Source organism: Martinezella multihospitum, from assembly GCF_900094585.1.
GTDB classification, from domain to species: Bacteria; Pseudomonadota; Alphaproteobacteria; order Rhizobiales; family Rhizobiaceae; genus Rhizobium; species Rhizobium multihospitium.
This window is the reverse complement of sequence record NZ_FMAG01000010.1, coordinates 145,623-168,995: the sequence shown is the minus strand read 5'-3', so window position 1 is coordinate 168,995 and position 23,373 is coordinate 145,623. Positions and strand designations below refer to the sequence as shown.

Here is a 23,373-nt window from a genome sequence, read left to right as displayed (position 1 = left end):
CGTCATTTCAGGCGCAACAATCCCGGGACATGCCGAATGGTCACGGCCAGGATGATAGCAAGTGCCTGAACCAGAAGCTGGACGGCCGTGCCCGCGCCGAGCGCTAGGACCATCTGGCCCAGTTGCACCATGAACAGTGCCGCCACGCCGCTCGCAACGACGCTTCCGCGGCCACCGGTGAACGGCGTCCCTCCGACGACGACCGCGGCGATCGCCGGCAGGAGGTAGTCGTTGCCTGCTGTCTGGGATGCCGAACCGATGAAGCCGGTGAACAACATGCCGGCCACGGAGAAGCAGACCGCCGCGATGCCATAGGTCGCGACCTGATATCGCAGAATTGGGATACCTGCCGCTGCCGCCGCGGCAGGATTGGCACCTACCGCCACAAAGCGGCGACCGAATGCGGTTCGTTTGGTTGCAAAGCTGATGAAAGCGATGAACAGCAGGGCCAGGATCAAGGTCATCGGCATGCCGAACACGGTCTGGTGGGAGAAGGTCGCCAGTGCCGCAGGAGCAGCCATCGGGCTGCCCCCAGACAATGTCCGTACCGCGCCGAGCAGGATGGCATTCGTCGCCAGGGTAACCACGATGGGCGTGATATTAACCTTCGACACCAACAATCCGTTCAGAACGCCGAACAGATAGGCCAGTACAAGGGTAATCGGCGCGGCAAGCAACAGGGATCCCGTCATGAAGCCCAGCTTGGCGAGCAGGAGGCCCGAAATCGTCATCATGCCCGCGAGCGACATATCAAGGCCACGCTGCTGGATGACGATCGTCTGTCCCGCAGCGACGATTGCGAGAATACCCGCGAAGGGCAGCATCGAGTAGATCGAGGCTGCGCGCACCGTTCCCGGAGCAAGAATGGCGCTAGCCGCGAAGATCGCTACCGTGCCGACCCAAATCCATACGAATTCATGGCTGGTGAGCTCGCGAACTTTCGTGCCGATGCGCTCCGCAGAGGTCATTGTTGCTTTTTCCATATATGTGCTGCTCATGCCGCAATCACCTTCTGCCTGCTCTTCGAGAAAAGTGCTACTGCTGCAAGAATGAGGCCTCCGAGGAGGTAGGACTGCCACGCTTGGTCAAGGCTGAGGAACGAGGTCACCGCGTTGATCTGCGTAATGAAGATCGCGCCGAGCAATGCGCCGATGAACGAACCGCGTCCTCCGAACAGGCTCGCCCCGCCGATCACCACCGCGGCAATAGAAGACAGCGTGTAGCCGAGGCCGGAGCGAGGATCGCCGATACCGACCTGCTGCATCATCGTGATGGCGGCGATACCGGCAAGCACGGAGCATCCGACATAGGCAAGGAACCGCATCTTCTGCGGGCTCACGCCGGCGACACGCGCTGCCTCCGGCCGCGACCCGAGACCGCGAATGGAAACGCCGACGGCAAACCTGTAGAGGCAGAACTCCAGGAGCAGGGCGAGTGCCACCGCCGCCAGGAAGGTAATCGGAACGAAGCCAAGCCGGGTGGAAAGCGTCGATAGAATGGCACCGTCGATCATGCCGCCGGGAACGGGGCGCAACAGAAGCGCGACCGCCTGGACGGCCATGAAGGTGGACAGCGTAGCGATCATCGGATGAAGCTTCAGAGGCTCGACGAGCACCCAGTTGATGACACCTACCAAGGCGGCCACCGCGATAACCAGCACCCAGCCGGCAAGCTGCATTTCGATCGGCATTCCCTTGATCAGGAAAAACGAGGCCACGACCTGAGACAGCCCCATCAGCGGTCCGACCGAAAGATCAATCCCTCCGACCAGCATCAGCAGTTGCTGGCCATAGGCAACGAGGGCAAGCGTGGCCACCAGCGTCATCATCCCCGACAAACTTCGCGGGGAAATATAGAAGGGGTTCCAGAATGCCGCGGCCGTGCCGAGAATAAGGATCGCGGCTGCGACCATCACAAGCGGCGCCGCATCGCCTGCGGCCCATTTCCAGAATGCGTTCGCCTGGCGATGCACCTTGTCACGCTGGGTGGTCGACTTGAGGACGGCAGACGTGATGTTGTCTTCGCTGACGTTGTCGCCCGTCAATGTCTTGACGATCTGGCCGCGCGAAAAGATCGCCACGCGATCGCTCAGCCCGGCAACTTCCTGTGCGTCGGAAGAGACCACGATTATCGCAACGCCCTTGGCAGCCGTATCGCGTAGGATCTTGTAGATCTCGGCGCGCGCGCCGACATCGACGCCCTGTGTCGGCTCGTCGACCAGAAGCACAGACGGGTTGGAGGCAAGAACGCTGGCCAGCACCACCTTTTGCTGATTGCCGCCCGAGAGCGAGCGGATCGGCGTCTCGATGCTGGGCGTCTTTACCGCAAAGCGATGGACCGCCTGCCGGGCGCGGCTTTCTTCCGAGCCGAGATTAACGACGCCACCGATGATATCGGCGGCAGGGCTGCGCGCGGAGAAGTTTTCCCGAACGCTCAATTCCGCGAAAATGCCTTCGCGGTGGCGATCTCCGGGCAGGTAGGAAACGCCAGCGTTCATCGCATCCTTGGATGTTGCGATCGAAACTTCCTTGCCCGAGAGGGAGACATCGCCGTGGCCCTTGGTCAATCCGGCAAGCGCGCGCATGAATTCCCGCTGTCCGTTCGCGTCGATCCCGGCAAGACCGAGGATTTCGCCGCGCCGAACATTAAGCGTCACATGCGAAAAGCCGGGACCGGAGAAATTCTGGATGTCGAGAATAACCTCGCCGACGCCGCTACCGGCCTTTTCAGGAAAAGTCCGGTCGAGAGACGTGCCGACGATCAGCGAAACGATCTTGTCTTCGGAGAGCGTCGCCGCATTATAGGTCCCCTGACCTTCGCCGTCGCGCAGTACGGTCAGGCGGTCTGCTATGGCTTGCACCTCGCGAATGCGGTGAGAGATATAGATGACGGAAGCGCCGCGCGTCGTCACTTCCCGGATTCTGGCGAAGAGGCGGCTGACATCTTCGGCCGCGAGATGCTCGGTCGGCTCGTCGAGGACCAGCACCTTGGGTTCGCAAGCCAGCGCCTTGACGATCTCGACGATAAACCGGTGTTCCGGATTGAGTGTGGCAACATGATCGCGAACATCGATCGTGACGTCGCTGCTCCAGCGGCTCAAAAGCTGTCTTGCCCAGCGCACCAGCGAGGACAAAGGCGGCCGCTTCGATTCGGGCAGGCCGAGATAGAGATTTTCCGCGACTGTCAGATCCGGCATCAACGACGGCTCCTGCCGCACGATGGCCAGGCCGAGGTCGCGGGCAAGCTGCGGATTGCCGCGGACTTCCTCGCCGGCGATCTTGACGACACCGGCCTCCGCAGACAGCGCGCCAGACGCCACGCTCATCAACGTCGACTTGCCAGCTCCATTCTCGCCGACAAGGCCGTGGACTTCTCCCGCCTGGACATCGAAGGTAATCTCATGAAGAGCCCGGACGCCGGGGAAGACCTTGCAGACACCCGACATTTCAAGAAGGAGGCTGTTATGTTTCGACATGATAGCCATCCTCCGGCACAACCATGACGAAAACGAACTCCTCGAATTTCAGGCAAAGCTGTGCAAACGCACGAATAGGCGCAATCGTGGACACGCTGTCTCCTCCAAACTTTTACGGCGACAATAGCCGCCGTCCTCCTAACAGCAGCGTACTCCCGATACGCTTGACCTCACGGCAAAAAAAGGTCCTTGGCTGTCGCGACATATTCTTTGATAACGAAGAGATTTGTCAATATAATATTTTATCTCGAACTCGCATACCGCCAAACAGCGGAAAAACTTGCCACGACAGTGGCAAGTCGAGAAAAATTTAACACAACCAGAAGGCGTTTAAGGAAAGAGGAGAAGCTCAAAATTCCTAGACGGAAAAAACGCAAAATCAATTGGATAGAAAGAGCTGTGTTTCCTTAGTAGACGCGCTGAGCGTCCTTGGGTGCCTTTATTGATCGCCCGTCGCGCGCATTTCCTATCCCCCGGTATATCGGGAAGAGCTCAAAGCTAAAACGATTAGAAGAAAGGAGTTACATCATTCACGTCGGTGCAGGTTCTTGCAGCTACTTGTCTATTGGCCCGAAAATGCGGTAGAAAAATTTTGCCATAACCGAATTCATTCGTTAGAAGGCAACGCTGCCAGCAAATTGAAACTGGTATTGATTGACATACGGGGAGGAGAAACTCGTGTTATTAGAGAATCGCATTGCATTCATCACGGGCGCAGGCCAGGGCAACGGCGCCGCCATCGCCCTTGGGCTGGCGGCTGAAGGCGCTCGCGTTATTGCGACAGACATCAATGGCGATGCCGCGTCTGCGACGGCGGCACAGATCAAGGAACGTGGCGGCGAGGCTTGGTCCTTCGCGCTCGATGTTACCGATGCGGCCGGATGCATGGAATTGGCCCGTGAAATATCCGCTTCCATCGGAGACGTTTCCGTCTTGGTGAATAATGCTGGCATCTGCCCACGCAACACGATCGACAGCCCTGATCTTCGGGCCTCCTGGGATGCCGCGATGAAAGTGAATCTGGAAGGCACGCTCAATGTGTCTCTGGCTTTTGTTGGAGCGCTACGTGCCACCAAAGGGTCGATCATCAACATGGCTTCTATTGCCTCGTTCGTTTCGACCGCGACCTCGGTCAGCTATTCGACCTCCAAGGCTGCCGTGCGCATGTTCACCCAGAACCTCGCCCAAGAGCTTGCCAAAGATGGAGTCCGTGTAAACGCGATCGCGCCGGGAACCTTTGCTACACCAATGACGGCGGCAACCCGCAACAATCCCGAGCGCTCCGCAAAGTTTCTGGCACGCATTCCTATGGGGCGATACGGCGAGCCGGAAGAACTGGTCGGTCCTACCCTCTTTCTGGCATCGAGCATGTCCAGCTACATGACTGGTGCAACGATCGTCGTGGACGGCGGCTATTTGGCCGTTTGAGCCGGGTTGCAGCTCAGGGTCAATGGTTGCGGGACCGCACCCACCGACCGTTCCCAGGAATGCATCGCGTAAGGGAGGTTTGCCGTGCTGAAGCGAATGACATTGTTGGCGAAGAGGGAAGATCTGAGCATCGAGGCCTTTCGGACCCATTGGGCTGGAAACCACGCGCAGCTCGCCCTTTCGCTACCGGGCGTATGCAAATACAGCCAGAACCGGATCGATGAAGAACTGCTGACGATACCGCAGGGTGGCGCATTCAATGCGCAAGGTATCGTCGAACTTTATTTCACTGATGCAGAAACGATGAAGACTGCCCAAGCGTCCGACACGGGCAATGTCATGATACCCGACGATGAGCTGCTGTTCCTGAAAGGTTGGTCGTTGAATATCGTGGAGGTGGACGGGCCGAACGACGGTGTCGGAGCGAAGGTGATGATCCCTCTCGCGGCCCGTGAGACATTGACCACAGAACAGGTTGTGGATGCCCTCACCGATGCAGCCCGAGCCGCAGGCGCTACCGCCATCTCGCTCAACCATGTCACGACGAGCCATGCGCGCCCGCGTCTGTGGTCGGAGCCGGTGGCACCAACCATGATTTTCGTCGCTTGGTTCGAAAGCTCGAACCATGCGCGCGGCGCCTTCAATCCTGGTTCTTCCCTTCATGATGCGGTGAGGGGCGTCTCCAGACTTGCGTCGGTCTACCTTTGTGATCCGCTGACAATTCTCTAGTCGGAAGACCAAATCCAGCAAAGCCGGGCTGCGCCGCGACGGTCGTCGCGACGCAGAGGCAGAAGGCAGAAGGCAGAAGCTGGAGCTCAAGCCTTCCGCTTGGCAAGACTGGAAGAGGGCGGCAGGATCGATCGCAGCAGTGCCAAGCATCCTGACAGGGCACAAAGCGCGCAGATGCCGGTCCAGCCGAATAGGTTCCAGGCAAAACCGCCCACTGTGGCGCCGACGGACATGCCGATCATCGCGGCACTCATGAGGAGGCCGTTTAGGCGGCTGCGCGCTGCAGGATCAATTGAGGTGACGATCGACTGGTGCGAGACCAATCCTGCCATGACACCGAGATCGAAAAGAACGGTAGAGACAATTAGAACCGGCAAAGACTGCGGGAACACCAGCAGAAGTAGAAAGGCGACGATAACAAGCGTAGCACCTATCCGTATCGCTGCGCTCGGTCCTCTGCTATCGGCGAGCCGGCCGAAAAGCGGCGCGCCCAGAGCTCCCGCAGCTCCGGCAAGTCCGAACTCACCCGCGGCCGCAGGCCCGAGGTGAAATGGAGCGCCCGCAAGCATCAGAGCGAGCACGGACCAGAATGCGCCAAGCGGGGCAGCCAGAAACGCTTGTGTGAGAAGCGATTTTCTTAAGACCGCGTGCTTGCGGAACAGAACGACAAGACTCTTGAGCAGGCTTGCATAGGATCCACTCACTGTGGCCGGCTGATACGGCAACCATCGCCAAACAGCCAGCGCGACCAAGGCGACTGCGACCGCTGCGATCTCATAGATGGCGCGCCATCCAAAAGCCGATCCGATCACGCCGCTAACGGTCCGCGACAAAAGAATTCCGCAGAGCAATCCCGTGGTAACGACGCCGATCGTGTGGCCGCGCCGCTCTTCCGTCGCAAGATGGGCCGCCATCGGCACAAAGTCCTGCCCCAGGCTGCCAAGTATTCCGAGTGCGAGGCTTGCTATCAGCAGGACGGAGAGGGCAGGGGAGACTGCGGCAATCGTCAATGTGATGACAAGCAAGGTCGACTTCACAAGTACTAGGCGCTTTCGTTCGACAAAGTCGCCAAGGGGAGCCAGCAAGAGCATGCCTACGGCATAGCCTGCCTGCGCGACGGCCGGAACCCAGATCATCTGCTCTGATGTTGCACCAAGCGACTGACGAATGAGCGGCAATATCGGCTGGCTGTAATAGACGCTTGCAACGCCGACACCGGCGCCAGCTGCGAGAAGCATGATGACAGCTCGGCCTGCCGGCTGCGCCTCATCGATTGTCTCAAGTTCGGATTGGCGCGACAGCGCTTGTACTTGTGCCGACATGGATTTCCCCTTTTTCGGTCGAAACCCTCCCTGGTGCCGTTTTATTGTCGATCAAGATCGTGATAAAGTCCTTCAACTTCGCAACTAAGACGACCTGGAGTCGTCAATTTGGAACCATATGATCACTGAAGACCACCTGAAAGGTATCTCCATTTTCGTACAGTCTGCCGATGCGGGCGGCTTTACACAGGCGGCGTTGCGGCTCGGACTTTCGAAATCGGGGGTAGCGAAGACCGTCATGCGGCTTGAGGAGCGCCTTGGCGTGCGTCTCTTCAACCGAACGACACGGCGGTTCGCTTTGACCGCCGACGGGCAGGCATTTTACGAGACGTGCTCGCGAATTCTCGGTGAATTGGAAGGTGCCCAGGATGCCCTGTCGTCCCATCACCTCAGTCCGAGGGGCCTGCTGAGGATCGATCTACCCGTCGTCTTCGGTCGACGCTGGCTCTTGCCCGTCATTCTGGAGATTGCCGCGCGCCATCACGACCTATCGCTTGAAATCAAGTTTACAGACCGTCGCATCGATCCCGTTGATGACGCCGTCGATCTTGTGGTTCGGATTGGAGATCTCGAGGACAGTTCAACGTTGATTGCCAGGCAGCTGGGTATCCAGCAGTCGATCCTCTGTGCCTCACCGGACTATATCCGTCGATATGGATCGCCACAATCGATCGATGACCTCTCTCGTCACGACTGCATCGTCTTTGCCAGTGGGCGGCAGCCGCTGCCATGGTGGTTCGCCGACCCAAACGGAGGCATGATTGCCCTGCCGGTTTCCGGGCGAATAACCACCAACGATTCCGACGCCATCTGTGAGGCAGCAATCGCAGGGCAGGGAATAGTTCAACTCGCGACATGGTTGATTGCCGACCATGTGAGGGAAGGCCGGCTATGTCAGGTTCTTCCCCAGATCCAGACCCGGGGCTTCCCGATCCACGCGATCTGGCCGAGATCACGTCTGACAGCTCCGAAAGTCCGGGTCGTCATCGACGAGCTCGTGTCGAGGTTCCTGCCCGAACCGCCCTGGAATAAGAACTAAGGGGCAGCAATCTCGCGCTCGGATCGGATCAGCCAGCCCCTTTCGGCACTATCGGCGATACACGGGCACCAGCCCTCCGCAGTGTCATCATCCGGCTCGATGCTTCGCTGCTTGGGCGGGTTTGGGCCGCGATATGGCGAGAGAGGTAACGTTCAAGAATAACACATGCCCTTCGGATGGTCTCAACCATGACGAAGTAAACGACAGCTGCCCACAGATATACCTGGAATTCGAACGACCGTGAGAACACAAGCTTGGTTACCTGCATGAAATCTGGAACCGTCACGACGCTGGCAAGCGCTGAAGCCTTGAGAGAGAAGATCAGCTCATTGCTCAAGGGCCGGACCGCCATAATCGCCGCTTGCGGGAAGATTACCTTCACGAAGGTCACGATCGGTCCAAGGCCAAGTGATTTTGCGGCCTCCTTCTGCCCCCTCGGGACCGAAGTAATCGCGCCCCGGACGATTTCAGCCTGGTAAGCGGTGGTGTTCAAAGTGAAGACGAGCACGGCGCAGTTATAGCCATCGCGAAAGAACCACCACAGACCAAGAGCCGACAGTTCGTCGCGGATTTGGCTGGCGCCATAGTAGACGAGAAAGAGCTGACCGAGCAGAGGCGTCCCCCGAAACAGCACAATGTACAGCTTCACCAGCCACCGGGTGATTGTTAAACGGCTGTCGCGCGCCAAAGCCAGCGGCACGCTGAGCATAAAGCCGATGATTGCCGAGGTGAAGACAAGTTGCAAGGTGACGAACAGGCCACCAAGGAGGCGAGGTGCATAGGTGCCGAAGAGCTCGAAGTTCATGTTCGGCCTCCAACGTAACCGCGGTTCGCCCTGGCTTCCATCCGGGAGATCGCGCCAGATGAGAGGAGTGAGACGGCCAGGTAGATCAGGCAGGTGATTGCAAAGAAGAACAGTGGTTCCTTGGTGCTAGCGACCGCCAACTGAGTTTGGCGCATCAGGTCGTTGAGCGAGATGACCGAGACGAGGGCCGTATCCTTCAAAAGGACGAACCATAGATTGCCAAGGCCCGGGAGAACCAGACGCCACAGCTGGGGGAGGATCACGCTCAGAAAGGTGCGCCCGCGCGATAGGCCAAGCGCTGCAGCAGCCTCACGCTGGCCACGTGGAATGGCGCGGAGACCAGCGACGAAGATTTCCGAGGAGAAAGACGCGAACACGATCCCGAGCGCAATGATGCCGGCGAGAAACCCACTGATTTCACCGATTTCATGCCCGGTGACGAGGCGAGACAGGTACTGAAGAGCCTGCTGGCCACCGAAATAGATAATGAACAGTGTCAGCAGTTCAGGCAGAGAGCGAAACACTGTAGTGAAGAGGACCGCGATCTTGGCTAGCCAGACATTGCCGCCGTTGATCAGCAAGGCAAGGAGGAGGCCGGATGCCAGCCCGATCGGAAGGGTTGTCAGGGCAAGCCTGATCGTCAGCCACAAGCCCTTCAGCAATTGCCAGCCCCAGCCGTCAGGGGAAAGTAGATCGCTCAATTTCGCAACACCGTCTTAGCAGATTGGACTGCGAACCCCGGATTTCCGGGGCCCGATTTCTTGGCCTATGACGTGCTCAGTAGATCGAGAACGGGAAATATTTCGCGTTGATCTTCTGATAGGTGCCGTCCGCGAGGATCGCTTTCAGTGCGACATTGAACTTGTCCTTCAGCGCCTCGTCCTCCTTGCGGAAGGCGACGCCCTTGCCAGCGCCAAGGATCGGATCACGGATTTCCTTGCCGACAAACTCGCAGCATTCCGCGGCTTCCTTAGACTGTTCGAGCCACTGGTTGATCTGTATCTTGTCGGAAATCATCAGATCAATCCGCCCCGCGGCCAGGTCGTTCAGAGCATCGTCGATCGTGCTATAGGTCTTGAAGTCGAGGCCCTTGTACTTCTCTTCCATGTAGTTCTGCGCCGTCGTCGAGCCCTGGACGCCGACTATCTTGCCGCTGAGGCCCTTCGGTGACGTGTCGGTGATCTTGGCCGATTTGGCTGCAACGAACATCGTCGGCGTGTCGTAATACTTGTCCCCGAACAGGACCTTTTTCTTGCGCTCTTCGGTGATGTTCATCGAGGAGACGATGGCGTCATATTTCTTTGCCAGCAGGCCAGGAATGATTCCGTCCCATTCCTGTGCAATGAATTCGCAACTCAGCTTGGCTTTTTCACAAAGCGCCTTGCCGATATCGACGTCAAAACCCTTCAGTGTTCCGCCTTCAACGAAGCTGAAGGGAGGGTAGACGCCTTCGACCGCCACTTTGATTTTGTCGCCGTCGGCGGCATTGGCGGAAGCGGTTATCAAAAAGCCGAAGGCAGCGGTTAGCAGTGCTAGTTTCATATTTGATCCCCTTTTCTGGTTCTTCTAAACTACGCGACCAGTGCAATCATGCCGTCTTGGCTTCTTTTCGGGGCGCCTTGCTCCGATCGGACCGTTGTTTCAGCACTTCTGCTCAATGATCAGACGATAGTGCGCTTCATCGATGTGAACTATCCACTTCGCGAATTTATTCGTGATATGCGAACTCGTTCGATTTCGTCGATCGAGTGCTTTTGCTCCCGCAGGCGTCGCCCAGACGGTCTCGATCAAAGCGTTTGCTCGGAATAGACTTGATCGAGAGTGGCTCTGAGCCGGTCAAGCATGGCGTGAATCTCATCTGCTGAAATGATCAGGGGCGGCGACAGCACGACCGCATCGCCGGCTTCACGCAAGGCGAGGCCATGGGCGAGCGCGGACTTCCTCACGACCGGGCCGATCGCAGTTTTCGGCAAGAACCCTGCTTTCGACGCCTTGTCGGACACCAATTGCAAGGCCCCCATCAGGCCAATCGCGCGTACTTCGCCGACGAGCGGGTGACTAGCGAACGCCTCCAGCCCCTGCTTGAAAATCGGCGCCATTGCACGAACATGGCCGATCGTGTCTTCTTCCTCGTAGATGCTGATAGTCTCGCGGGCGACGGCCGCGCATACCGGATGCCCGGCGTGGGTGACGCCGTGCCAGAAGGCGCCGATTTCCGCAGACTGCCGTGAAACCGTGTCAAAGATTTCTTCCGTCATCAGGGTGGCGGATATTGGCTGAACTCCTGCAGCCAATTGCTTGCCGCATGTCAGGATGTCGGGATTTATTCCGAAGACGTCACACCCCCACCATTCGCCGGTGCGGCCAAAACCGCAGATGATTTCGTCGGCGATAAACAGGATGTCGTGTCGTTTCAGGATCGGAAGGATGAGGTCGAAATAGCCCTTGGGCGGAATGATGACACCACCGGAGCCGATGATCGGCTCGGCAATGAACGCTGCGATGGTATGAGCACCTTCACGTAGGATTCGCGCTTCGAGATCCTCGGCCAGACGCTGCGCATAGGCCTCTTCGCTCTCGCCTGGGAGACCATACTTCCAGTAATGCGGGCAATCGACGTGCTCGACGAAAGAAAGCGGAAGGTCGTATCCGCGATGCATTGTCGGTATGCCCGAAAGACTGGCGGTTGCGATCGTGGTTCCGTGATAGCCGCCCATCCGACCAATGATCTTTTTCTTTTCAGGAAGACCGCGAGCGTTCTGGTAATACCAGACAAGCTTAATCGCGGCGTCGTTGGCCTCAGATCCAGAGTTGGAAAACAGGACTTTCTTGAGATTGCCCGGCGCCAGTTCTACCAGCTTCTCGGCGAGTTGAATTGCCTGGTCGTGGGAGCGGGAGAAAAACAAATGGGAATAGGCGAGCGTGTCGATCTGTCGGGCGGCAGCATCGCGCAGTCGCGGCACGTTGAAGCCCAGGGACGCACACCACAGGCCGCTCATCGCCTCTATATAACGGTTCCCGGCTTCGTCGAAGATATGGACGCCCTCGCCCCTTGCAATGACAAATGGTCCATCCTGCTGGTGGGCGGCCAGGTTTGTGCCCAGATGAATGAGGTGTCCGATATCGCGGTCACGCAGGGAATTGGAAAGCGGGTTAGTGCCGGATAGATGATCCATGTCCATTCTCTTCAATTTGTTCGACAGAGCAGATCGCAGGCCATACAACCAGACCTGCAGCCCATCCCTGTCGCCAAGGGCTGCATCTGCCGGACATCATATGCCCGTACGCGGGATGCAATATCCATTTGACGAACGATGACGCTGACCAGCGTACGCTAGGCTCTCTTTGGCGCCTGAATTATAGGCGACCTTTCGCAATGTTTAAAAAATAAGCGCTCGATCATGTTGACTTAGATGGCTCACCACTTTTAGTCTCGACTAAAACAAGCGTTCGCCTGGAGATTAGATTGCTGAGGCATTCCGTCGCCGCCGATGTCATGGAGCAGGCCGGACTATTGAGCGCCTGGGAGCAGACCTATACCCAGATGTCGCCAGGTCGATTTGAGGGAACGATTGTCGAAGTCGACGTCGGCGGCATGAAGCTCGCGCGCGAGCGGATGAATGTCAGTGTCCATCACGTGGCAACACCGATGGATGGTTGGGTCGGTTTCACCTTTCCTGTCGACCGTGACAAACTACGCTACCTCGACTGGCGTCATCGCATGCCGTCGAAAAGCGTGGTGATGACTCATGACAAGATCTATCACGGCCTGACCACGCAGGATTCGGACGTTGTCATCTACAGCGTACCGATCGAATTATTGCGATCGCATCTACATGATCTCAAGGTCGACGCAGGTCCGCTTTTGCAGCACCAGATCGTCCTTTCGTCGGATTTCATCGAGTACGGCCTCTGGGTTATCGACACCGCTAAAGATGGTTTAGACACGCAATCGGCGGCCGCGGCGCAGTCAACAATTCTCGATTATTTCGCGACAGCAGTGTGCAACGCAGATGCCTTGCTTGCAGGAGCAAGTTCTTGGCGGGCTGACCGACAGACCGCAGTGACGAAGGCTTGCGCCAGCGCATACGCTTCAGGCCTGGGAGATGCATCGCTGAGCACCATGTGCGAGGCATCGGGTGTCAGTCTTCGGGTCCTGCAGCAAGCCTTTAAGGAGGTTATGGGGATGCCGCCAATCAAATGGCTGCGCATGGCACGCCTCAACGCCGTACGGCAGGCGCTGAGGGACCGAACTTGCTCCAGCGTGACTCAGGTTGCGATGGACTATTCATTTTACCACCTGGGTCGGTTTTCGGCCGAATATAAGAAGCTGTTTCACGAAGCCCCGAATTGGACGATGGCGAGGCGCGCGATCACAGGCTGAACAATTGGCACATTCCTCATTATCTAGAAGGCGGGGGGCCCTGTCGCAAATTTTCTTGGTTAACCGCGTGTTGACGATTACCGGAGAAATTTCCGCCGCTTTGGGGTCATGCGGACATCACTGAAAGTTTGCAACAGGCCCGGCCGGAGGCAGGGGGCCCGATTTACACGTCTGCTACCTTACTCTCGATTTACGATCGGGAAGGCGGGGGCGCTCGCTGCCTCCCGATCGGCGCAGGGGATCACTTTGGGGCAGTGACTTCACGATTGCGGGCAACAATCTGCCCGTGACTGAGCGGCGACGTCTCTTCCATAAAGCTCTTGATGAGCACATCGCGGTTCTTCGGCGCGCTCGCCTGGTTGGCTTTGGACAGCGCGTCCCTGAGTTCGGGCAGCGCTAGTTCCGTGCAATAGGCGGGCGTGCCTGGCTGCTGGCGCCAGGAATTTGCGAGATCTCCGGCATCCAGCGCATCGAAGCCGGTTTCGTTCACCAGTTTACTTGCAATCGCTTTTCCACGTGCGTCATCGCCCGCAACCGGTATCGCGATGCGGTTGACTGTGCCCTCTGGGGTGCCTCCATTGGTAAGCGTTTCAGCGAGAAGCGCGTTAAACGCCTTGATCACCGGCCGACCAAGCTGTTCGCTCGACCAGACGCTTTCCGGCTTGCCCTCATCGATCACCGCAATGTTGCCATCGCGGAAGGGATAGTAGTTACCGGTGTCGATCACGACGACATCCGCCGGTAGATGTGCAAACAGGCCAGCGATATTAGGGATCTGCGCGAACGGGATCGAGAGGATAATTGCCTCAACGTCCTTGACCGCATCCTCAGCGGCGACCGGAATAGTGCCGATCTCCTCAGCTTTCTCGCGGATGTCCTCGGGCCCCTTCGAGCCCGCCAGCTTGACCGTGTGCCCGGCTCCTGCCAGTTTTTTCGCTATTGTAGCACCGATGTTTCCAGCGCCGATAATGCCGATTTTCATGTCCATATCCTTTCGATGAATGTGTGCCTGTCGATAGTTATTGACGTCACTGCGTAACGCGCGGGTCGGTTCCGTATTGTGCCGGAGCGCCCAGATGTTCGCGCAAGGTGACGCCGTTATAATCCCGGTGGAACAGCCCGCGATCCTGCAGGATCGGCACCACACCGTCGACGAAGGCGTTTATCCCGTCGTCATAGATGTCCGGTGAAACCCAGAAGCCATCGACGGCGTCTGCTTCGAACCACTCCTGCATGTGGTCAGCGGCCTCGATGGCGGGTCCAACAATGACCGGATGGTAGTCGATAACGCCGTGTGCAAGAACGTCGCGTATAGTCCAACCTTCGCGTACAACCTTCAGCGCATGGGCCGAGCGTGGATCGCCAGGCGATGGACGCGCCTTGGCCAACTGGTCGGGCGATAATGGCTCGTCGAGCCGAGCAGGATTAAGGCGCACGCCGAGCATATGACCGAGATACGCCGCCCGTTGAGGGAAGGTGCGTTCACTCAATGCAATTCGGCGATCGAGACCTTCCCGTCGATCGTAGGCGATCGTCGTCATGAGCCCGGCGAAGAACTTGAGCTCGTCCGGATCCCGCCCCGCGCGTTCGGCCGCAGTACGGAAAGCAGCGCGCTGTGCGTGCGCGTCATCGATCGTGAACGCAGCGCCGATGACGCCACTGGCATAACGGCCGGCTAACTCAATAGCGTTCGGACTGCCGCCGGCGTGGAAAATGACGGGTTGCCCCTGCTCGGAAGGCGGAATGTGCAAGGGCCCACGCGCGGCGACGAACTCGCCCCCCATGTTGATTGGAACCACCTGTTCGGCATTCGCGAACCGGCCCGTTGCCTTGTCGTGCACCCAGGCATCCTTGCCCCAGCTGCCCCAAAGCGCTTGTACCAGCTGGACAGTCTCATGTGCCCGTCCATAGCGATCCGAGCTGGACGGCAGGCGTCTTCCGTAATTTGCAGCAACGTCTTCGCCGCTCGAAGTGACAGCATTCCAACCTGTCCGTCCGTGGCTCATAATGTCCAGCGCTTTAAACTGGCGCGCCAGGTTGAACGGTTCGTTGAACGTCGTCGAGCCGGTGGCGATGAGACCAATCCGACTGGTTTCGCGCGCGACGGCCGCCAAGGTCAGCATCACATCGAGGTTGAAGTTCGGCGGCTCATTGGCGATATCCGCGACATGGGTGGGGCCGTCTGGAAGGAACAGGAACTGGAGCTTGCCCCGCTCAGCAGCCTGAGCGTGCCTTACCTTAGCATCGAAACTTGTATAACTCGTGGGATCCACTGAGGATGCGCGCCAGGCGCCAGGGAGGTTCCCGTAACCGTTGCCCAGATGCATCCCAATTATCATCTGTCTCGTCATTCTATCCTCGTTCCCGCCGAACAACCTGTTAAATAGGTCTGTGGTACGCTATATGGAGAGTATCTCCGCTTCCGTTGTCATATACGGAGAGTGTCTCCGATAATCAAGTGTTATAGGTTAAATATGGAAATGTTGCCGAAATCGTCTGCGCCTCGCAGAGACGCCCGACACAACCGGGCTCACATACTCGACGTGGCCAGGCAGGCGTTTCGAACAAACGGTGTTGACGTGTCGATGGATGCTGTCGCAAAGCTGGCCGAGGTGGGGCCGGGCACGCTCTACCGCCATTTTCCGAACAAGGACGCTCTACTCGCCGCGCTCCTGGTTGATCATTATGAAGCATTGGACCGTCGTCGCGTCGAGATAGAAGCGCAGGATTCGGATCCAGCTCGTGTGCTCGAGCGCTGGATTGACGCTTTGGGAGACTGGATGGTGGCTTATGAGGGATTGCCTGAGCCGTTACGCGCGGCGTGCCGTCAAGAGTCTCCGCTCACCCCTACCTGCCATGCCGTCACCGCCACGACCGAGCGCATCCTGAATGCTGCACAGCAAAGCGGGGTCGCACGTCGAACGGTGACCGGCCGGGATATTTTTTTGGGGGCACTGGCGATTGCGTGGGCAAGCGGAGCCTCGCTCGCAGAGGAAGATACGCGGGACGTGCTTAGCGACGTTCTGCGAAACGGCTGGCTGGAGCGAAAATAACAATCGGTCGTCCGCTAATCAATTTCCATCGAGAGGTGCTTCATGACGGATACCATGTGGACGGTCGATCGTATCCCGCGCGGCATGACGTGCGGCAATGGCGATCAGACTAGGTTGCTGGCACGTTAGCGTCCCATGCTGACCTCTGTGATATTCGTGTTTTAGGAGAGATCTGTCGACTTCCTTTGCTGGAGGTAGATACGCGAATCTCGTCTACTGTTGCACACAACGGCCCCTTCGGGTCGTCATATTTGATCAAGGGCCGACCGGTTCGGCTCCTTGATCGAGGGTTTCATAGGCCGAGTAGAGAGTCGGCGTTTCCGTGGGCGATTCGTGCTCTGTCGGCCTTGGAGACAGGTAGGTTGTTCAGAAACGCCACGCCAGCGCCGTTCGTGGCGTAGGGATAATCGATTGAAAACAGGATGCGATCCGTGCCGAATGCGGTCAGCGCGGCAAGAAAAGCAGACGTGTCGAAGAAGCCACTGGTCGTAATCCACACCTGATCCAGAATAGTCTCAGATACGGTACGCTGCCGTCCTGTTTCCGCTACCGTTCCGAAAGTCTCGTCAACGCGTTTGAGCAGCATCGGCAGCAACTCGCCCATGTGACCAATGATCAGCTTCAGTCCTGGATTCCGGTCGAGTGCGCCGGACAGCACCAGGCGAAGAATTTGAATCGCTACTTCTGAATGCCAGCCAAAGCCGGCGTTCGACAGCAGATATGATGAGATTTCGCTTGGCAATCCACCATAATAAACGTCCCGCACTGCACGTGGAGGGGGGCCGGGATGAATATATAGCGGACAGGCGAGCGCCTCGGCCTGTGACAGGATCGGCGCGAACCGCGGGTCGTCCAGGAACAGACCATCCGTGGTCCCATTGATAGAGGCACCACGAAAACCGAGCTTTTCCACGCACCGCTCCAGTTCGTCCGCGGCAGCGGCTGGTTCTTTCATAGGCAAGTGAGCGAATGCCGCAAAATGATCTGGATGCCTTTCAACCGCCGCGGCAAGTCGATCGTTGTAATCACGCGCGAAGCTTATGCCTTCTTCTCCGGCAAGCAATTCGGCACCCGGACCTATGACAGACAGCACTTGCAGGGTTACCCCTGCCTGATTCATGGCATCGATGCGCCCATCCTGTATATCGCCCAGTGCCTCGTTGAGAGGTCCAGGCCCCCAATGCCCACCCGATGGCACCCAGCCAGCGTCTACGGCAATCGAAGCTGGAATCCGTTGGGTCATTTCGGGGAGCATTACATGCTCCTCTAAAGCAACAATACGCATGATGTCATTCTCTCCATTCGACGGCGCTAAGGTTGAAGATACCCGCAGACGTCGTTAGTACTGCTTCCATCGTTGGCGTGATACGCTCCAGAATGACTACTGATATCGAAAATATGCCAATAATACCTCTTCGGGCGCCGTCGGCAGCCGCATGGGATGTCGAGTTCGCAACACCCGCGATGGCGTTGCTTGTCGGGTACGATCAGCACTGGGCTGAGCTGCCGCTGCACGAGCACGCGAGTGGGCAACTCATTATAGCCCTGAGCGGTGCAGTCATGTGCCACGTTCCCGGCTCGATATGGATCGTCCCCTCCGGATGCGCCGTATGGGTTCCGGCCGGCCTTCGACATCGCAGCCCCGCATCTCCGCACTCGCGCTTATGCATCCTGTTTGTCAAGCAGGATGCCGCCTGCCTGCCGGAGCACTGTTGCACCCTCGAGATCACCCCACTGGTGAGGGAGATAGTCCTGCGCCTTGCTGGCACGACCGTAGGAAACGACACCGGCGAGCACGTACTTCTTCTGATGAAGGTACTGTTGAGAGAGCTGGAGGGGATGCCGACGGGCGGACTGAGACTCCCTGTTTCATCCCATCCCAAGATGGTGGCTATCCAGGAGGCGTTGATGGCGCATCCGGCCGACCGAACGACGCTGGCCGAATGGTCCGGACGGACTGCGACCAGTGAGCGAACGCTAGCCCGTTTGGTCGTCCGGGAAACGGGGATGTCGTTCGGGCGATGGCGGCAGCAGCTCCATCTGCTTGTTGCGCTCTCTAAGCTGTCCGACGGAGTGCCCGTACAGCAAGTCTCCGACGCCCTTGGCTACGAGTCAGCGACTTCCTTTATAACAATGTTTCGTAAGGCCTTGGGAACAACACCGTCACGCTACTTCGACCGCACAGTTGCCGATCCGCGGAAGCTCAGGAGTAACGCCAGCAAACCAGAATACTAGGATCCCGCCAGAGACGGTCACACGCAGAGACCATTTGCAAGGTCCTTCCGACAACGATCGCCATCTCGTCACGGATGACAGCAGGGGCGGGAATCCTGGCAAGCTGGTCTGATTGGGCAAACTACGCGTTCGGGGAGCAGATCGATGCGCAGTCGTACCCATAGCAACTACTGAATGGATGCTGTCACCACCACCTTTGAAGGAGAGGGTGTTCGCCTCGGCTGGGAGGCGATAATCGAGAAGCATTTGCAAAAAGGTGCGCTGGTACCCCGTCGATTGAGGAAATGCCGAGTAGCGGCGCGCATTATGCTCTCATCCGAAAAGGTCGACCGGAAGCGTCTCATGTCACGCGCTCCAAGCGATGGGTTGTCGCTGCCTGCGAGAGATCTCGTGGCGACGGACTGTAGGTCATTCCGATTGGGAATAAGTTTGTTCGAAATCATTATTTTCTGCCGCAGAGCGTATGAGGTGGGCTCCTTGGCTAGGACCTTCCTGTGCTCAAGGGATTGTGACAACGCTTAATGACCCGCGATCCACGGACTATGGGAAAAAACTACGCCGCCGCCGCCGCCGCCAACTGCCGAACTTACCGATGCGATTGCCGCGGACGTGGTGATCGTTGGCGCAGGATCGGCGATCCGTTTTTACACCGACCCAGCTCGGGTTCATCGATCGTCACGAGCGGTTCATTTCCTCGGCCTACCGGGAACGTTAAAGCGCTATCTCGCCACGGCGCTCGGCCGTCGAGGCCCCAAAAGCCAGAGTGTGTACTTTTACACGCTAGCCGAACTGACCGGTTCGCTTGCCCTGGTCAGGAAGGGAGGCAGCCTGCAAGAACGCATTCGCTTCTTCTGCAGACCGAGACTGCTCATTGTCAATGAGATTGGCTAAAGTCGCCAAAGCATTCTCCGGTAGGGCAATACGCTTGAGATGATCGGCTTCCGCCTGTACCGGCCCCATCTGCGATCGCGACGCGCGTACTTCGGATCGATGTGAACGTTGCACAAGGTCACCGCATCGAACGCGGCACCTTCCGCTGATCAGCCGTCGACGGCCGGCCGGGGCGCGCCACTGTGTGTTCCTCAAGCGCACCCTGTTCCATGCGCCAATCCCGGAACAACTCTGTCTCATGCTAACCCGGCAGCCGATCCGATCCACGCGATCACGCCTAACACCAATCTTCGCATCTCCGGGGGGTTAGGCATCTACCGACGCTATCAGATCGCTTAGATTGTTATCTTTAGCGGGCCGTAAGTTAAATGACGCCTTTGCTAAAAATGAAGCACCCATACGGCCCCATATCGGACGTTCTTACAATCGCGAACGATTCTTTTGCAGCTTCATAAAATGCAAAGCGTTCCAAGGCTTCCATGGGCACAGGCCTACCTTCGGCCTCATCGACGACTGACTGAATAGTCTCGAAAATTGGCATATGACCAGCTGGGTCATCGACAACCTGCATGCGCTTGACCGGTGAGGTGATGAACGTGTCGAGAGGAAACAGTTTCAAAACAGCTTTCGCAGTACGTTCGAGACCACATCCGGAAACGTCGATAAGGCGGCCGTAGGTTGTATGCCGAGCAATAGTTTGGGCCGGGTGATTGACATCGCACAGCACCAATTGATCGCCATGTCCCATAAGCATCAAGGCGTACAACAGTTCGGCGTTTAAAACCGGATCAATTCCCTTCAGCACTCAATTCTCCTCCCGAGCGACAACACTCTATTCTTTACGAATTATTGCATTTCTGTAATGTTGGCAATCACACGCCACGCGAGACTCGGGTTTCTCACCCGGTTTGGGGATGAGTGCGGCGGTATGCCCCCCGGCCTGCCTTTGTCATTAGCGACTGATTACCGCTCACAAAAAATACGCAACTTATCAGCCGAAACACTTTACAACATCACAATATTATGTGAAGTTTCATGTACGGCGGTATCCTCCCAGGATCTTCGGAACGGCGGTGGTGAAGCGTATGCTTCCCACCGCCGTCGTTGAGGGGATTTTGGAAGGGGAAGTAGCGAGGAGAGCGCGACGCCGTTTGAGGAGAATAATTTGGCATCAATGAATATCGACAATGTCGGCAAAGCCTATGGCAGCCTGACGGTGATTCATGGGGTATCCGTCGAAATCCCTGACGGCGAGTTTGTCGTTCTTGTTGGACCATCCGGTTGCGGGAAGTCGACGCTGCTTCGCATGGTTGCCGGCCTTGAGCAGATCAGCACTGGCGACATCAAGATCGACGGCAGAGTGGTTAACGATCTGCCGCCGAAGGATCGCGACATCGCTATGGTCTTTCAGAGCTATGCCCTCTATCCGCACAAGACGGTGGCCGAGAACATGGGCTTCGCACTGAAAATGCGAGGTGAAGCGAAGGCTTATATTGACGAACACGTGCGCAAGGCTGCCGAGATCCTCGATCTGGCACCTTACCTCGCCAGATATCCCCGGCAGCTTTCCGGCGGCCAGCGTCAGCGGGTAGCGATGGGCAGGGCGATTGTTCGTGATCCCAAAGTGTTCCTGTTTGATGAGCCGCTGTCCAATCTGGACGCCAAGCTTCGCGTGCAGATGCGCGCTGAGATCAAGGAGTTGCAGCGTCGGCTAGCAACAACCATGATTTACGTGACGCATGACCAGGTGGAGGCCATGACCATGGCCGACCGGATTGTGGTTCTCAGAGATGGCCACGTGGAGCAGATCGGCGCACCGATGACGCTTTACGACAATCCCGCCAACACCTTTGTCGCCGGCTTCATCGGCTCGCCATCGATGAATCTGATCAAGGGCCACATCCGCGCTGCAGCGCAGCCATTTTTCGAGACCGACGACGGGATTCGATTGCCGCTGGCCCGCGTGCCGGCAGGGTCAGATGGGCGGCCCGCCTGGTATGGCATACGACCAGAGCATTTCACGCTTGGCGGTGATGTCAAAGCTCAAGTGTCGGTGGTGGAATCCACCGGGTCTGAAACTCAGGTTTTTGCCAGGCTCGGACAGCAGAAGGTCATCGGCGTATTTCGCGACCGGGTCAAAGAGCCCTCAGACCACCTGATCGCGATGACGCCCAACGCCGATCGCGTACATCTATTCGATGCACAGAGCGGAACGCGGCTCGGGTAAATTTTGCAGACGCTTTGGAGAAAGCGGCTTAGCCACACCGTGGCATTTGTTCAACAACGGGAGGAGAACCACGTGAAAGTCAGTGATTTCGAGAAAATGATGGCAATCGGCCTGAGCAGGCGCGCTATCTTAAAGACCAGTGCCAGTATTGGTGCCGTTGCCGCCATGGGTGGTGTCATCAGCCCGTTCGGCACAGCCTTCGCACAGGACACCTCGTTGCGGGGTCAAATTCTGCAGGTTCCAGGCGTGGGCAAAGGATCGCCAACGGACGCCGACTGGCAGAAAGTTGGTGAGATGTGCCTGGAGGCCACCAAGAAGAACGTCAAGCAGGGCGAGTTCTCGGGCGTCGAACTTTCCTTCATGGGCTTGAATAACCAGAATCTCCACAACGTCCTTTTCCGCGGTTTCTTGAAGCCGTGGGAGGCCTATACCGGTGCCAAGATCACATGGATCGATCTGGCCCAGGCCGACTACAATCCGCGCCTGCAGCAGGCAATTGCCACGGGTACCGTCGATTTTGACATCCTGGAAATGGGCGCTCCGTTTGAGGGCGATGTTTGTGGCAAGGGACTGGCGTCGGAAATGCCCGATTGGGTCAAGGCGCAGATCGACATGGATGACTATGTCGATTACCTGAAAGCGCCCGTCGGCACCTGGGACGGTAAGACCTACCGCATCTCGGTCGATGGCGATTGTCACAACTTCAATTATCGCACTGACTATTTTACCGACGAGACACTCGCTAAGGCCTGGAAAGACGAAGGCCACGAGGGCGAATGGGGGGTGCCAAAGACTTGGCAGAAGGTCCAGGAGGCCACCAAGTTTCTCAAAGGCAAGAAGATCGGCGGCGCGGATGCCATCGGTTATCTCGATGCACCAAAGGCGTGGGGCGGATTTGGCTTCTACTTCCTGGGCTCAAGGGCCACGGCCTACGCTAAACACCCAGACGACAAAGCTTGGCTCTTCGACGTGGATACTATGAAGCCGCGCATCAACAATCCGGCATGGGTTCGCGCAATTCAGGACGTCATCGACGCCCTGCCGTCGGAAGCCGGCGACCAGCTTAATGCCGATCCGGGCACGACCGCCTTCCAGCAGTTTCTGGCCGGCACGGGCTCCATGGTCTCCTGGTGGGGCGATGTAGGCTCCAGCGCCCGCACCAGCGACAGCTCGGTTGTTGGCGATACAATCGGATTCGATATCCTGCCGGGTTCAGACGACGTCTACAACGCCAAGACCGGCCAGTGGGACAAGCTCGCAAGCGGTCCGAACCACGCGCCGAACATGGCCTATCTCGGCTGGGGCGTTTACGTAATGGCGCGCGTTGACAGCGACGAGAAGAAGAAGAAGGCGGCCTGGAGTGCGGCAGCCCATCTCGGTGGAAAGGATCTTGCTCTTTGGACTGCGGCGTATCCATCCGGCTTCCAATGCTACCGCAAGAGTCAGTTCGATATCAAGGAATGGGTGGCAGCCGGTTACGACGAAGCATTCATCTCGAGCTATCTTGCTTCCCAGTCGAATTCTTACAACCATCCGAATGCGGCCATCGAACCGCGCATACCGGGCATCTTCCAGTATTACAGCGTGGCCGAAGACGAACTGGCGAAGGTTTTTGCCGGTCAGGCGAGCGCACAAGCCGGAGCCGATGCAATCGCTGCCGCTTGGGAAAAGATCACCGAGCAGCTCGGCCGCGACAAGCAGATCGCGCTCTACAAGGCCTCGCTCGGGGCCTAAGCTGAACAGCCAAGCGTCGCCCGCGACGCCTGGCTCTCATCCATGCCTGAA

General features: G+C 57.8%; 20 protein-coding genes. 9 read left to right on the top strand and 11 right to left on the bottom strand.

Translation table 11 applies throughout. The annotated features are described in order from the left end of the window. Positions 1-2: 2 nt before the first annotated feature. Both GA0061103_RS30425 and GA0061103_RS30420 read right to left on the bottom strand, forming a co-directional pair. Positions 3-998, bottom strand: a complete 996-nt coding sequence (locus GA0061103_RS30425; protein ID WP_092718320.1) for an ABC transporter permease — start codon at positions 996-998, stop codon at positions 3-5. Next, on the bottom strand, positions 995-3,475 hold the full coding sequence (locus GA0061103_RS30420; protein WP_208603586.1) for an ATP-binding cassette domain-containing protein: 2,481 nt from the start codon (positions 3,473-3,475) through the stop codon (positions 995-997). Before GA0061103_RS30420 ends, GA0061103_RS30425 begins: the two co-directional genes overlap by 4 nt. 654 nt (positions 3,476-4,129) lie before the next feature. Between GA0061103_RS30420 and GA0061103_RS30415 the strand changes: the two genes are divergently transcribed. Together GA0061103_RS30415 and GA0061103_RS30410 are read left to right on the top strand one after the other, a co-directional pair. After that, positions 4,130-4,903, top strand: coding sequence for an SDR family NAD(P)-dependent oxidoreductase (locus GA0061103_RS30415; RefSeq protein ID WP_245304912.1), 774 nt, complete (start codon positions 4,130-4,132; stop codon positions 4,901-4,903). Between the two features lie 84 nt (positions 4,904-4,987). Beyond that, positions 4,988-5,632 (top strand): EthD domain-containing protein, encoded by a 645-nt coding sequence (locus tag GA0061103_RS30410; protein WP_141694485.1) that lies wholly within the window; start codon positions 4,988-4,990, stop codon positions 5,630-5,632. An 86-nt stretch (positions 5,633-5,718) separates the two neighbouring features. Here GA0061103_RS30410 and GA0061103_RS30405 read toward each other — a convergent pair whose 3' ends face one another. After that, complete coding sequence (locus GA0061103_RS30405; RefSeq protein WP_208603585.1) at positions 5,719-6,954, bottom strand: MFS transporter; 1,236 nt, start codon at positions 6,952-6,954, stop codon at positions 5,719-5,721. Positions 6,955-7,072: 118 nt separating this feature from the next. Between GA0061103_RS30405 and GA0061103_RS30400 the strand changes: the two genes are divergently transcribed. Next, the gene (locus GA0061103_RS30400) at positions 7,073-7,993 is read left to right on the top strand and encodes a LysR family transcriptional regulator (RefSeq protein WP_092718306.1); all 921 of its coding nucleotides are present in this window, start codon (positions 7,073-7,075) and stop codon (positions 7,991-7,993) included. Between the two features lie 28 nt (positions 7,994-8,021). On the opposite strand, the gene GA0061103_RS30395 is transcribed toward GA0061103_RS30400, so the two are convergent. From GA0061103_RS30395 to GA0061103_RS30380, 4 genes are all read right to left on the bottom strand, one after another. Beyond that, entirely contained in the window at positions 8,022-8,798 is a 777-nt protein-coding gene (locus GA0061103_RS30395) for an ABC transporter permease (RefSeq protein ID WP_092718303.1), read from the bottom strand. After that, complete coding sequence (locus GA0061103_RS30390; RefSeq protein ID WP_092718300.1) at positions 8,795-9,499, bottom strand: ABC transporter permease; 705 nt, start codon at positions 9,497-9,499, stop codon at positions 8,795-8,797. Before GA0061103_RS30390 ends, GA0061103_RS30395 begins: the two co-directional genes overlap by 4 nt. Positions 9,500-9,575: 76 nt before the next feature. After that, positions 9,576-10,340 (bottom strand): transporter substrate-binding domain-containing protein, encoded by a 765-nt coding sequence (locus tag GA0061103_RS30385; protein ID WP_092718294.1) that lies wholly within the window; start codon positions 10,338-10,340, stop codon positions 9,576-9,578. A gap of 245 nt (positions 10,341-10,585) precedes the next feature. Continuing rightward, on the bottom strand, positions 10,586-11,974 hold the full coding sequence (locus GA0061103_RS30380) for an aminotransferase (RefSeq protein ID WP_092718412.1): 1,389 nt from the start codon (positions 11,972-11,974) through the stop codon (positions 10,586-10,588). Between the two features lie 290 nt (positions 11,975-12,264). Between GA0061103_RS30380 and GA0061103_RS30375 the strand changes: the two genes are divergently transcribed. Continuing rightward, positions 12,265-13,182: a helix-turn-helix domain-containing protein gene (locus tag GA0061103_RS30375; RefSeq protein ID WP_092718288.1), complete on the top strand. Its 918-nt coding sequence runs from the start codon at positions 12,265-12,267 to the stop codon at positions 13,180-13,182. 241 nt (positions 13,183-13,423) lie between these two features. Here the strand turns inward: GA0061103_RS30375 and GA0061103_RS30370 are convergent, their stop codons facing one another. After that, a complete protein-coding gene (locus GA0061103_RS30370; protein WP_245304911.1) occupies positions 13,424-14,329 on the bottom strand; it encodes an NADPH-dependent F420 reductase in 906 nt (301 codons plus the stop codon). Further along, positions 14,211-15,533, bottom strand: coding sequence for an NtaA/DmoA family FMN-dependent monooxygenase (locus GA0061103_RS30365; protein ID WP_092718285.1), 1,323 nt, complete (start codon positions 15,531-15,533; stop codon positions 14,211-14,213). Before GA0061103_RS30365 ends, GA0061103_RS30370 begins: the two co-directional genes overlap by 119 nt. 123 nt (positions 15,534-15,656) lie before the next feature. Here GA0061103_RS30365 and GA0061103_RS30360 point away from each other — a divergent pair, with 123 nt between their 5' ends. Continuing rightward, positions 15,657-16,235: a TetR/AcrR family transcriptional regulator gene (locus GA0061103_RS30360; RefSeq protein WP_092718282.1), complete on the top strand. Its 579-nt coding sequence runs from the start codon at positions 15,657-15,659 to the stop codon at positions 16,233-16,235. Positions 16,236-16,527: 292 nt separating this feature from the next. On the opposite strand, the gene GA0061103_RS30355 is transcribed toward GA0061103_RS30360, so the two are convergent. Further along, positions 16,528-17,520, bottom strand: a complete 993-nt coding sequence (locus tag GA0061103_RS30355) for an amidohydrolase family protein (protein WP_092718279.1) — start codon at positions 17,518-17,520, stop codon at positions 16,528-16,530. Between the two features lie 92 nt (positions 17,521-17,612). Between GA0061103_RS30355 and GA0061103_RS30350 the strand changes: the two genes are divergently transcribed. Both GA0061103_RS30350 and GA0061103_RS30340 read left to right on the top strand, forming a co-directional pair. Then, positions 17,613-18,470 carry an AraC family transcriptional regulator gene (locus tag GA0061103_RS30350; protein ID WP_245304909.1) on the top strand — a complete coding sequence of 286 codons (858 nt, stop codon included), beginning with the start codon at positions 17,613-17,615 and terminating at the stop codon, positions 18,468-18,470. A 609-nt stretch (positions 18,471-19,079) separates the two neighbouring features. Further along, entirely contained in the window at positions 19,080-19,361 is a 282-nt protein-coding gene (locus tag GA0061103_RS30340) for an ATP-binding protein (RefSeq protein WP_342588007.1), read from the top strand. 364 nt (positions 19,362-19,725) lie between these two features. On the opposite strand, the gene GA0061103_RS30335 is transcribed toward GA0061103_RS30340, so the two are convergent. Continuing rightward, positions 19,726-20,166: an RbsD/FucU family protein gene (locus tag GA0061103_RS30335; RefSeq protein WP_092718272.1), complete on the bottom strand. Its 441-nt coding sequence runs from the start codon at positions 20,164-20,166 to the stop codon at positions 19,726-19,728. A 360-nt stretch (positions 20,167-20,526) separates the two neighbouring features. On the opposite strand from GA0061103_RS30335, the gene GA0061103_RS30330 reads away from it, so the two are divergent. Together GA0061103_RS30330 and GA0061103_RS30325 are read left to right on the top strand one after the other, a co-directional pair. Continuing rightward, on the top strand, positions 20,527-21,588 hold the full coding sequence (locus tag GA0061103_RS30330; RefSeq protein WP_280949807.1) for an ABC transporter ATP-binding protein: 1,062 nt from the start codon (positions 20,527-20,529) through the stop codon (positions 21,586-21,588). Between the two features lie 96 nt (positions 21,589-21,684). After that, positions 21,685-23,322 carry an ABC transporter substrate-binding protein gene (locus GA0061103_RS30325; RefSeq protein WP_210263338.1) on the top strand — a complete coding sequence of 546 codons (1,638 nt, stop codon included), beginning with the start codon at positions 21,685-21,687 and terminating at the stop codon, positions 23,320-23,322. Positions 23,323-23,373: the final 51 nt, after the last annotated feature.